The organism is Nocardiopsis protaetiae (assembly GCF_045446735.1).
In the GTDB taxonomy this organism is placed as follows: domain Bacteria; phylum Actinomycetota; class Actinomycetes; order Streptosporangiales; family Streptosporangiaceae; genus Nocardiopsis; species Nocardiopsis protaetiae.
This window is the reverse complement of sequence record NZ_JBJJBV010000219.1, coordinates 1-11,168: the sequence shown is the minus strand read 5'-3', so window position 1 is coordinate 11,168 and position 11,168 is coordinate 1. Positions and strand designations below refer to the sequence as shown.

The window sequence follows — 11,168 nt, the reverse complement described above, 5'->3', positions numbered from 1 at the left end:
GCGGCACGGTAGAACAGCATGTGGAGCCTCTGGTGGGGCGGGTTTTCTTGGTCGTTAATCCATCTACCAGGGGCTTCTTGCTGTTCAGAAGGGCTTCAGGGAGACCGGTACGGGGCTGTGACCTGCACCTTCAGGATGAAAAAGGCTCAGTTCCGGCGATCAGAGGTGGAGGTCCCATATGGGCTCGGCCGCGCACAGTCGGATCGTCGTTCCTGCACTGCCTCTCTCGTCTCAGGCCACCGTTCCGAGTGGAGCGGATAGCGGGTATGGGCAGGGCGATCAATCTTTCAGGATCAAGCAGAAAACGATGAAGGTGAGCGCCGACCCGCAACCGTAGCCGCGTGGGGCAGACCCGGGCCAAGTGGCCGGAACCGGCCATGCGGACGGACCGGAACGGGCCCGTCACCTCGCGCGCACGGGTACCGGGTCCCGTTCCGTGCTCCCCGATGAACGTTTTGTCACCGGTCGAACCGTAATCTTCCTCTGGGCGTCCCACCTCCCACACGCCCGGAACCCGGCACCGTTCCCCGAAAGGCAGTCCCCCATGCGGCGCACCCTGGCTCTGACCGTGTGCCTGCTCGCGCTCACCGCCTGCACCGGCACCGCGGCGGACGACCCTGGCGAGGACACCCCCGAGACCGTCGAGGACCTCGCCGAGGAGGGGCCCGTCGGCCTGGCGCTCGTGCACCGCGGCTACGAGGGCGGCGACCCGGAGACCGACCAGGCCCTGGTGTTCCACGACGCGGAGACGGGGCACCCCCTGCACCGGTTCGACCTGCCCGACGGGTCCGTCGACCCCATGGCCGCCGCGCCGCCGGTGCACACGCGCTTCTCCGAGGACTGGGCGTACTACGTGTACGCCACCCGCGAACCCAACGCCGTCCACGTCGCCGTCCTCACCGACGCCGAGCAGACCCCGCCCACCGCCGAGCCGACGGAGGGGGAGGAGCCCTCCGCGTTCTTCTACCTGCCGGTGGAGAGCATCACCCCGCCCGCCGGGGAGGTGCTGTCCGCCCCGGCGGTGCACGGCGACCGGCTGTGGTTCGTCTCCGACAACCCCGCCGACGCCAACCCGCCCCGGGTCCTGTCGGTGCCCCTGGACGCCCCCGGAGGCACCCCCAACCAGGAGGGCAGCCTGCCGCTGGGCGAGAACCGGCGGCCCAGCGACTGGTCGCTCACCCCGGACGGGGCCCTGCACATCCGCAACAGCGTGCAGACCCGGCAGGTCAACGGGGGTGGGAACCTCGTGGTGCGCGAGACCGCGGGCAGCGTCGTGAACGCCACCCTGACCATCGACGGGGCCTCGTGGCAGAGCTTCGACGACGCGCCGGTCTGGGGTGCGGGGACCGCGCTGCTGCGTTCGGCCGCCACCGGCGGCGAGCCCTCGGCGGGCGCCTACCTGGTGTCCGTCGACGGGCAGGGGCACACCGCGGCCCGGATCCTGGAGGACGCCGACGGGCCCGTCGAGCAGTACGCGCTGCCCGCCGAACGCGACGCCGCGCTGGTGCAGACGCCCGCCGCCTGGTTCCGGGTCGACCTGGACGAGGGCGGGCAGGTCGCCGGGACCGAGGAGCTGTTCCCCCGGTTCCACGACGCGTCCATGGACGGGTGGCCGCTGGCCGTGCGCTGGGTGCGCACCCCGATCACCGCGGAAAGTTCAGACGAATGAGACATTCCGGACGGCTACCCCGCGTTGACCCTCAGGCACGGACTTTACTATCGTCCGTAATCTCCCGGTGGTCGGAAAACCACCCGGAGGAACCCCCGCCCCCGAACAAATGGAAAGGTCCCGATGTCGCACGTCGGTATTGAGAATCACGATGCCCTCGCAACCGGCGGAGAACAGCTCGGACAGGAAACCGACAATCTCCGAACCCAGATGAACCAGCTCATCGACGACATGAGCCAGGACGCCAACGTCCTCCAGGGCCAGGCGCTCAAGGACTTCAACGACGCCAAGCAGGCGCTGTCGGAGCGCTTCGAAGAGCTCATGACCTGGTGCGGGCAGAACGGCATCAAGTTGAACGAGGGCCAGGGCCAGTTCAACCTCACCGACCAGGAATCCAGTGACGTCCTCGGGCAGTCCGCCGGCGACCTCGGCGGACTTTCCCGGCCGATCAACGCCTGACCCCCCGATTTCCCTCTTTTCGAGAAAGGGCGTACCCCCATGGGAGCCTCCAACTACGACGTCTACGGCGACGTCGCCGGCATCCAGGGCCTGGCCGAGGACCAGCAGGCGCACCTGGGCCGGTTCACCGCGATCATGAGCCAGATCCACGAGCAGTCCGAGTCCACCGTGAGCAAGTGGGAGGGGTCGGGCAGCGCGCAGTTCCAGAACAAGGCGCAGGAGTTCGACACCCACTTCTCCGAGGTGAACGCGGCGTTCTCGACCCTCATCGCCGCGACCAGTGACACCGCGGACAACTACAGCAAGCTCACCCGATACCTGGACGGTCTGTTCTAGTAGGCTCGGCCACCATGTCCACCCCGCCCCAGGCCGACCCGGAGCCGCACCTCCCCGAGGCGTTCCACTACACGCCCGACGAGGAGAAGTACGTCCTCCAGGCGGACGCGCTGCGCCACCGCCAGCTGCGGTCGGCGCTGCTGTACGGGTCCAGCCGCTACTGGCGGCGCCGCCAGCCGGTGTGGCCCGCGGTGATCGGCGGACTGATCCTCGTCGCGCTGATCTGCGGTGTCATCGCCCTGGTGGGCGCCTTCGGCCGGCAGCAGGAGGTCAACACCGAACGCGGGTGGGGCGTGAACGCCCAGGAGACGTCCGCGCGGCCCTGACCCGCCGCCCACCACACCTAGGGGGTCCTTCCTCTCATGTCCTCATGGGCGCCCGGGTACGAGACGCCGGTCCCGTTGACGCAGGGCCGCCGGGCCCGCATCGTGCGCGCGACCCGCTCCGCCAGCGGGGCCGACGTCGTGCTCAAGGTGATGCCGCCGAACCGGGGGCGGACCGAGCTCGAACGGCTGCGCGACCTCAGCGGAGTGCCCGGGGTGGTGCCGCTGCTGGACGCGGGGAGCACCGCGGACGGGAACATGTTCGTGGCGCTGCCGTTCTACGCGGACGGGTCGTTCGCCGAACTGCTGGCGAACAAGGGGCCGGCGCCGGTCCAGGAGGCGGCGGCCGTCGCGCGCCGGATCTCGGAGGCCCTGGAGGCGATGCACCGGCGCGGAATGCTGCACGGGGACGTGTGCCCGGGGAACGTGCTGCGCGCGGGGCGCACCCCGGTCCTGACCGGGTTCGGTTCGGTGCACCGCCCGGGTGACGCCCTGCCGCCGCCGGACCCTCGTTCCGAGTCGTTCCTGCACGCCGCCCCGGAGGCGCTGCGCGGCGAACCGCGCACCCCGGCGTCGGACGTGTACCAGCTGGCGTCCACGGTGTGGACGCTGCTGGTGGGGCGGCCGCCGTTCGCCGACGGCGAGTTCGACCCGCGCACCTACGCCCAGCGGGCGCTCACCCACGAGGTCCGGCCGGTCCCCCGCGACGACGTGTCCCGCAAGCTGCGCGGGGTGCTCACCCGCGCGCTCGCCAAGGACCCGGGCGAGCGCTACCCGAGCGCGGCGGCCTTCGCCAACGCCTTCGAACAGGCCCGCACACCCCGCCCCACCCCCGAACCCACCGGCCCTCAGCCCCCGGCGGCCGTCTGGAACGCACCCGCCGCTCCGAACCCGGATGTACCGGGCGGTAGCCATCCTGCACCGCTACCCGGCAACACACCCTCCGGCACACAGCCCTCTACAGCCACATGGAACCCAGAAACCCCGGGCACCGCACAGCCCCCAGCAGCCGCATGGGCTACTGAGACAGCACCCGCCACAGCACCCACACCCGGCACGGCCCCTTCCGCCCCGCACCCCGCAGCGGGCACATGGGCCGCCGAGGCAACACCCACCGCACCGGCGACACCACCCGCACCGAGCACCACACCGGCCTCACCGCATCCCGGCGCAGCACCCTCGGGCGCACAACCCCCGGCGGCCGCATGGAACACACCCGGTGCTCCGAACCCGGATGTACCGGGCGGCAGCCATCCTGCACCGCTGCCCGGCAACGCACCCTCCGGCGCACAGCTCCCTACAGCCGCATGGGCTACTGAGGCAGCACCCGCCGCACCGGCGCCGAGCGCACCGGCGGCATCACCCCTACCGGGCAACACACCGCTCCCACCGCCCCCGGGTGCACACCCCGCGCCCGGCGCGGCGCCCTCTGGCGCGCACCCCACGGCGGCCACATGGAACACACCCGCCTCTCCAGTCCCGGGAGCCCCTGGAAACACGCCGCCCCCGGGAACAGCCGGGGCACACACGCCCCCAGGCGTACCCGGCGACGGCCGTCCTGCGCCGCTGCCAGGCGCGGCGCCCTCCGGCGCGCAACCCCCGGCGGCCGCATGGGCCGCTGAGGCGGGGCCCACCGCACCGGCCTCACCGCATCCCGGCGCAGCACCCTCGGGCGCACAACCCCCGGCGGCCGCATGGAACACACCCGCCGCTCCAGCCCCAGGTATGCCTGGGGACGCATCGGCCCCGAGCGGCGGCCATCCCACGCCGCTGCCCGGCGCGCATCCGGCGTACACACCCTCCGGCGCACAAGCCCCGGCAGCCGCATGGAGCGCCGGGGCAACACCCGCCACACCAGGCACCGACGCCTCAGCGGCCCAGCCGCATCCCGGCGCGCAGCCAGCACACGAGCTGCCTTCCGGCGGGCAGCCGTCAGGCACCACCGCCAACATCGCACCCGGCGCAGCGCCTTCAGGCGCACAGCCCCCGGCCGCCGCGTGGGGTACACCCGGCGTTCCGGCCCCGGGCGCACCGAGCGGCGGACACCCTGCACCACTGCCCGGCAACGTGCCCTCCGGCGCGTACCTCGGGCCGGTGCCCGGCGGCGTGCCTTCCGGTGCACACCCCGCGGCGGGCGCATGGGCCACCGAGGCAACACCCGCCACACCCGGCGCCGCACATCCGGCCCCCGCATGGGGTGCACCCGGCGGTCCGGCCCCGAGTCCATCCGGGGACGCACCGGCCCCGAGCGCGCCTGAGGCTCCCACGCCCCAAGGCACACAGAGCGGTGCACGCCCTGGGCCGCTGCCCGGTGGCGCGCCCTCAGGTGCACACCCCGCGGCGGGCGCATGGGGCACCGAGGCAACACCCGCCACACCGGGCACACCCGGCGCCGCATACCCGGCGACCGCATGGGGTGCACCCGGTGGTCCGGCCCCGGGCGCACCGAGCGGCGGACACCCTGCACCGCTGCCCGGCGGTGGGCGCCCCGGGACGGTGCGCGGGCGGCCCGGGGTGGATGCCGGGGGGACCGCCGAGATCATGATGGCGAAGCTGCGCGGCGAGGAGATCTCGCCGCTGCGCGCCTGGTCGCGGCTGGAGGGGTGGACCGGCGACGGCCGGGACGCGTTCCTGCCCGTCGACGAGATCGAGCAGGAGGAGGTCGCCGACGGCCGCCCCCTCGCCTTCGACGACACCCCCGCACGGTGGCGCCGCCACCTGCACATCGCCGTCTCGGTCTGCGGCATTCTGCTGGTCACCGCCGTCTCCAGTGTGTTCGCGTCGGCGGCGCCGCAGCCCGCGGCGGAGACGGCCGCCGCCGCGGAGCCCGCGGTGGAGCCGCCGCCGTCGCAGGAGCCCGCCGACGAGGTCGTCTCGCCGAGTCCCCCGCCGGAGGTGGCCGCGCCCTCGGCGGTCGTTCTCCAGGACAACCTCGGCAACGTGATGCTCACCTGGACCGACAACAGCGGCGGCACGGCGTCGTTCTTCGTGCTCGGCGGCCCCCGCGGCCACGACCCCGCGACCCTGGCCCGCACCGGCCCCGGGGTGGTGTCGGCGCAGGTCATCACCGAGGACACGGTGATGGAGTACTGCTTCACCGTCATCGCCGTGGACGGCGCCTCCGCCCCCGCCGCCGAGGTCTGCACCGCAAGGGAAGCGGCCCGGGAGGCCGCCCGCGAAGCGGAGGAGGAGGCCGAGCGCGAAGCCGAGGAGGCCGAGGAGGAGGAACCGGATCCCTCGCCCTCCCCGTCCCCCCGGGACTGAGCGGGTGTGACCCCGCTCCTGGCGGCGGCGCCGGGACCGCAGTAGGTTCCCAGGGTCCCCGCTTTCCAGGAGGTGCCCGTGTCCGGCGTGGTCACCGGCTTCGGCGTCATCACCACCGTCGTCGTCATCGGCTACATGCTGGGCCGCCTCGCGCTGCTGGGCCCCGGCGCCCGCGACGTGCTCAGCGCCCTGGCGTTCTACGTGGCGGGCCCCGCGCTGATGTTCACGATCCTGCTCGACACCGACCTGTCGGTGCTGTGGTCGGGCAAGGTCGTGGTGAGCGCCCTGAGCGTGGCCGCCGTGGTTTCGGTGGTGGTCGCGGCCGGCCTGCTGCGCCGGTGGGGCGTCTCCCGCACCACCATGTCCGCGCTGGCCTCCTCGTACGTGAACGCGGGCAACCTGGGCCTGCCGATCGCCGCCTACGTCCTGGGCGACGCCTCCCTGGTGGCCCCGATCCTGTTGACGCAGATGCTGGTCATGGCCCCGATCGCCGTGACCGTCCTGGACCTGGCCGGCGGCGAGGTCCGCGGCGCGGGCCCGGTGCTGCGCCGCGCCCTGGGCACCCCCGTGCGCAACCCGCTGCTGCTGGCCTCCCTGGCCGGGGTGACGGTCTCGGCGGCGGGCTGGTCGCCGCCCGCGCCGCTCCTGGAGCCGTTCGGGCTGATCGGCGGGATGGCGGTCCCGGCGATGCTGCTGGCGTTCGGCATCTCCCTGCACGGTTCCGGGCTGCCGGGCCGCGGACCCCAGCGCGGCTCCGTGCTGTTCGCGGTGTGCCTGAAGTCGGTCGTGCAGCCCCTGGTGGCGTGGGCGCTGGGCGCCCTGGCGTTCGGCCTGTCGGGCCCGGACCTGTTCGCGGTGGTGGTGCTGGCGGCGCTGCCCACGGCGCAGAACGTGTTCACGTACTCCCTGCGCTTTCGCGCGGAGGTCGACACGGTCCGCGACACCGTGCTGATCTCCACGTTCGCGACCGTCCCGGTGCTCTTCGCGGTCACCTTCCTTCTGGGCTGACCGGAATTCCGGGCCGACCGAGAAAAGTCCGCCTCCGCTCTAACACTCTCCCCCTCCCCCGACACATCCAGGTGAGAGGACGGGAGGTACGCCGATGAGACGCGGCACGGCCGGGGACGACCACTCCGGCCAGCGCGACTTCAACGCCATGTTCGAGGAGCACTACGACGCCGTCCACCGCTACGCGCGGCGCCGGGTGGGCCCGGACCACGCCGACGATGTGGCGTCCGAGGCCTTCGTCGTGGCCTGGCGTCGCGCCGAACGCATGCCGCCCGGGCGCGAGCTGCCCTGGCTGTACGCCTGCGCACGCCGGATCACCCTGGCCCACCTGCGCAAGGACCACCGGCAGGACCTGATAGCCGAGTCCCTGAGCCGGAGCCCGGGTTCGGCGGTGCACGCCGACGACGCCGACCGGGTGATCGAACGCGCCGGGGCGCTGGCCGCCCTGGCCCGGCTGACCGAACCCGAGCGCGAACTCGTGATGCTCGTGACCTGGGAGGGACTCGACTGCCGCCAGGCGGCCCGGGTCGTCGGCTGCACCCACGTCACCGCCCGCGCCCGGCTGCACCGGGCCCGGAAGAAGCTCACCGCCCACATGAACGAACACAACGAACACCCCGCCGACCACGCCCCGAAGGAGGCGGCATGGACGACCTGACCGCCCTGCGCACCGCCCTGACCGGCGCCGACCCCGCCGCGGGCACCGCGCCCGCCCCCGAGGCCCGCCACCGGGCCCGCACCCACGCCATCGCACGCCTTGAGGAGACCCCCGCCGTGTCCCGACCCCTGTGGCGCCGTATCCCCGTCCTGGCCGCCGGTGCCGCCGCCGCGGCGGTGGCCGTGGGCGCCGGAGCCCTGCTGCTGCCCGCCGACGAGCCGGGCGGCATCCCCGCCGCCTACGCCGCCCCGCCCGAGCCGATCGAGGTGGTCGGCGGCGACCCGGTCGACGGAGCCGACGACCTGCTGGCCCTGGCCGAGGTGACCGAGGGCCGCGGCCCGGCCGCGGGTTCGGGCGACGTCGGCTTCGTGTCCACCTCGGGGACGACGCTGTTCCGGCTGACCGCGAACGCCGGGGACGAGGACCCCGACGAGACCCACGGCTACCGGTACGTCCCCTACGAGTGGAACGTGTGGACGGGCCCGGACGGCGCGCACCGCGAGGACTCCCACCCGCAGCCGCCGCTGGACAAGGGCGGCGAGGAGGCCGACCACGAGTGGTTCCTGGAGCGGGGGACGGAGTCCTTCGAGGACACCCTGCACCCCTCCCTGGTGTGGCCGGCGGAGCTGCCCACCGACCCGGACGGCATGGCGGACGTGCTCGCCGACCTCGGCGAGGGCCCGCTGGACGGGTCCCCGTCCGGGATCGTGAACGCCATGGAGTTCCTGTACGGCACCCGCCCGCTGGCCGGACCGGAGGAGGCGGCCGTGCAGCGCGTGCTGGCCGGCCTCGACGGCCTGGAGTACCTGGGCACCGCCACCGACCCGCTGGGCCGGGAGGGCGAGCTGTTCTCGGTGGAGGTCGAGGACGAGATGACCGTGTCGGAGTTCCGCTTCCTCTTCGACGCCGGGGACGGGTCGCTGCTGTACCGCGACACCACCCTGCTGGCGGAGGACCCGGAGCTCGGTTCCGCCGGGGACTACGGGCTGGCCTACCCGCTGACCACCGAGCAGGTCGGCTACGTGTGGTCGGGCTGGGTCGGAGAGGTCGGCGCCCGGCCCTAGCGCCTGCTCTAGTGCCCGCCCTTGGCGCCCGGCCCTGGCGCCGGTGACCGGGGCCCTTCTCCGAGGTCGGCGCCCGGCACCCGGCCTCGGCCACCGGCCCCGGCGCGCCCCACCCGCAACACCCGCCCCGGCGCGAGCCCTGGCAGCCGCACCCGGCGCAAGCCCTGGCACCCGCTCCAGCGCGGGCCCGTCACGCCCACCCGGGCCCCGCTCCCGCGGGCAGGCCCCGTCCCCGACGTCCGGGGGCGGGGCCCCGGGCGTGTCCGCACCCCGTCGGCGGTGGGGCCCGCTCCACCCCCGTTCGGGTGGTCGGGGCCCGTGTGCCCGCAGGGGTCTGAATCCTAGGTTCTTAGGGAGAGGAAACCCCCTGACGAAAGGTCACCATGCCCGGCCGACGCGCCGCAGCGCTCTGCGCGACCGCACTCCTGATCACGGCGCCCGCCGTCACCGCCGCGGCCGCACCGGCCGCCACGGCGGCCCCGACGACCCCCGCGGCCCACGCCGCTCCCGGCACCCCCGCGGCCCCCGCCGAGGCGACCCCCCTGACCCTCGAGACCGCCCGCGCGTTCACCGACACCCGGGTGGCCGAACTCCTTGAGGAGTACGGCGCCCCCGGCGCGGCCGTGACCGTCGTCCTGGACGGCGAGCAGGTCGCCACCGCCGCCCACGGGTACGCCGACCTGGCGGCACGGACCCCCCTGGACGCGGAGGAGCACCTGTTCCCCACCGCGTCCGTCGCCAAGTCGTTCACCGCGGCCGCCGTGCTCACCCTCGCCGGGGAGGGGCGCCTGGACCTGACCGAGGACGTCAACACCTACCTGCCCGAGGAGGCCCGGCTGCCCGGGGAGCCGGTGACGCTGCACGACCTGCTCACCCACACCGCCGGGTTCGCCGAGGTGATCGAGCGGCTCGGCGGGGAGTACGGCACCCCACTCAACGAGGTCGTGCGCACCGCCGTCCCGGAGCGGCTGTTCGCCCCGGGCGAGTACCCCGGCTACTCCAACTACGGGATCGCGCTGGCGGGCTACATCGTGCAGGAGGTGTCGGGGACCCCGTTCGAGGAGTACGTCCAGCGGAGTGTGTTCACCCCGCTGGGCATGGAGGACACCGAGTTCGCGCAGCTCGCCGACGTCCGCGCCGACCGGCCGCTGGTGACCTCGCACCTGGCCGACGGGAGCCCGGTCGCCGACACGTTCCTGGGCGACGTCCCGGCGGGGTCGGCGGTGACCTCCGCCGGCGACATGGCCCGCTTCATGGAGGCGCTGCTGGACGGCGGCCGCGTCGACGGGGAGCAGGCCCTGGCCCCGGGGGTGGCCGAGGCGATGCTGGAACGGCGGTACGAGACGAACCCGGCGACCACCGGGATGGGCTACGGCACCTTCCAGTGGCGGGCGGGGGAGGTCCCGCTCATCGGCCACGGGGGCGACCTGACGGGCCTGCACACGGGGTACGTGGTGATTCCAGAGCTGGGCGCGGGCGTGTTCGTGGGGGTCAACGGCGACGACGCGACGGGCGCGAACCCGCTGGTCGACCTGCGCATGGCCGTGGTCAACGCGTTCGCGGACACGTTCGCGCCGCAGGCGCGCCCCGCGGGCGCCGCCGACCCCGGCGCCGACCTGAGCGCCTACGAGGGCTCCTACATCACCTCCAGGCTGGCGCTCTCGGGCCCGGCCCGGCTGGTGGGGCTGTTCGACAACGTGACGGTCCGCGACGCGGGCGACGGAACGCTGTCGGTGAGCGGGCAGCTGGCCGTGGACGACCGCTGGCTGCCGGTGGGCGAGGGGGTGTTCGCCGCCGAGAACGGCGAGGACCTCCTGGCGTTCGTCGAACGCGACGGCGAGGTGGCCGCGATCGCCACCGACCTGAACCCGACCAGCGTCTACACCCGCACCGGCCCCCTGGGCTCCCCCTCCCTGCACCTGATCGTCGCCGGGGCGGCGCTGCTGGTGCTGGTCACGGCCCTGGTCCCGGTGCAGCGGTCCGGGAACGGGTTCACCCTGGCGACGAGGTTGCTGCTGACCGCGACGGCGCTGGCCGCGGGCACGACGGTGGGGCTGCTGGTCTACGGGGTGGCGGACCTGAGCCGGGCCCAGACGTGGCTGATCGAGGGTTCCCCGGTGCTCACGCTTCCGATGACGGTGACGGGGGCGCTGGCGCTGGTGTCGACGGTGTTCGTGGGCGTCTGCCTGGCGCGCGGGTGGCTGCGGCCGTTCTCCCGGGTGCACCTGCCGCTGGCGGCCCTGGCCGGGCTGGCGCTGGCGGCGGTCGGGGCGGTGTACGGGATGGTGCTCTCGCCGTTCTGAGCAGGCCTTTGAACACCTCGGAAACCGAAGGTGTCCGAGTCGACACGCCGGGGAACAACCAGGGGTAGCGGATCCGCCCCCCTC

Annotated in this window: 9 protein-coding genes and 1 pseudogene; all 10 read left to right on the top strand. The window is 73.9% G+C overall.

From position 1 onward, the window contains the following. Nucleotides 1-544 precede the first annotated feature (544 nt). The 10 genes and pseudogenes from ACJOT3_RS26235 (at nt 545) to ACJOT3_RS26190 (ending at nt 11,084) form a co-directional block, all read left to right on the top strand. Nucleotides 545-1,669 (top strand): hypothetical protein, encoded by a 1,125-nt coding sequence (locus tag ACJOT3_RS26235; protein WP_406975778.1) that lies wholly within the window; start codon nt 545-547, stop codon nt 1,667-1,669. A 210-nt stretch (nt 1,670-1,879) separates the two neighbouring features. Then, nucleotides 1,880-2,128 carry a hypothetical protein gene (locus ACJOT3_RS26230; protein WP_406975777.1) on the top strand — a complete coding sequence of 83 codons (249 nt, stop codon included), beginning with the start codon at nt 1,880-1,882 and terminating at the stop codon, nt 2,126-2,128. Between the two features lie 39 nt (nt 2,129-2,167). Then, nucleotides 2,168-2,464, top strand: a complete 297-nt coding sequence (locus ACJOT3_RS26225; RefSeq protein WP_406975776.1) for a WXG100 family type VII secretion target — start codon at nt 2,168-2,170, stop codon at nt 2,462-2,464. 14 nt (nt 2,465-2,478) lie between these two features. Continuing rightward, nucleotides 2,479-2,790 carry a cytochrome b family protein gene (locus tag ACJOT3_RS26220; protein ID WP_406975775.1) on the top strand — a complete coding sequence of 104 codons (312 nt, stop codon included), beginning with the start codon at nt 2,479-2,481 and terminating at the stop codon, nt 2,788-2,790. 36 nt (nt 2,791-2,826) lie between these two features. After that, a pseudogene (locus ACJOT3_RS26215) lies at nt 2,827-3,561 on the top strand (serine/threonine-protein kinase); the annotation flags it as partial. Nucleotides 3,562-5,328: 1,767 nt separating this feature from the next. Then, a complete protein-coding gene (locus tag ACJOT3_RS26210) occupies nt 5,329-6,051 on the top strand; it encodes a hypothetical protein (RefSeq protein ID WP_406975779.1) in 723 nt (240 codons plus the stop codon). Nucleotides 6,052-6,129: 78 nt separating this feature from the next. Further along, nucleotides 6,130-7,059, top strand: a complete 930-nt coding sequence (locus ACJOT3_RS26205; protein ID WP_406975774.1) for an AEC family transporter — start codon at nt 6,130-6,132, stop codon at nt 7,057-7,059. Nucleotides 7,060-7,153: 94 nt separating this feature from the next. After that, on the top strand, nt 7,154-7,717 hold the full coding sequence (locus tag ACJOT3_RS26200) for an RNA polymerase sigma factor (RefSeq protein WP_406975773.1): 564 nt from the start codon (nt 7,154-7,156) through the stop codon (nt 7,715-7,717). Next, entirely contained in the window at nt 7,705-8,781 is a 1,077-nt protein-coding gene (locus ACJOT3_RS26195; protein WP_406975772.1) for a CU044_5270 family protein, read from the top strand. Before ACJOT3_RS26200 ends, ACJOT3_RS26195 begins: the two co-directional genes overlap by 13 nt. 383 nt (nt 8,782-9,164) lie before the next feature. Then, nucleotides 9,165-11,084 carry a serine hydrolase domain-containing protein gene (locus ACJOT3_RS26190; protein ID WP_406975771.1) on the top strand — a complete coding sequence of 640 codons (1,920 nt, stop codon included), beginning with the start codon at nt 9,165-9,167 and terminating at the stop codon, nt 11,082-11,084. Nucleotides 11,085-11,168: the final 84 nt, after the last annotated feature.

What these genes read in the sequence shown, in the direction of transcription:
- ACJOT3_RS26195 (WP_406975772.1), top strand. Translation starts at nt 7,705, where the DNA reads ATGGACGACCTGACCGCCCTGCGCACCGCCCTGACCGGCGCCGACCCC.
- ACJOT3_RS26200 (WP_406975773.1), top strand. Translation starts at nt 7,154, where the DNA reads ATGAGACGCGGCACGGCCGGGGACGACCACTCCGGCCAGCGCGACTTC.
- ACJOT3_RS26235 (WP_406975778.1), top strand. Translation starts at nt 545, where the DNA reads ATGCGGCGCACCCTGGCTCTGACCGTGTGCCTGCTCGCGCTCACCGCC.
- ACJOT3_RS26230 (WP_406975777.1), top strand. Translation starts at nt 1,880, where the DNA reads ATGAACCAGCTCATCGACGACATGAGCCAGGACGCCAACGTCCTCCAG.
- ACJOT3_RS26225 (WP_406975776.1), top strand. Translation starts at nt 2,168, where the DNA reads ATGGGAGCCTCCAACTACGACGTCTACGGCGACGTCGCCGGCATCCAG.
- ACJOT3_RS26210 (WP_406975779.1), top strand. Translation starts at nt 5,329, where the DNA reads ATGATGGCGAAGCTGCGCGGCGAGGAGATCTCGCCGCTGCGCGCCTGG.
- ACJOT3_RS26220 (WP_406975775.1), top strand. Translation starts at nt 2,479, where the DNA reads ATGTCCACCCCGCCCCAGGCCGACCCGGAGCCGCACCTCCCCGAGGCG.
- ACJOT3_RS26190 (WP_406975771.1), top strand. Translation starts at nt 9,165, where the DNA reads ATGCCCGGCCGACGCGCCGCAGCGCTCTGCGCGACCGCACTCCTGATC.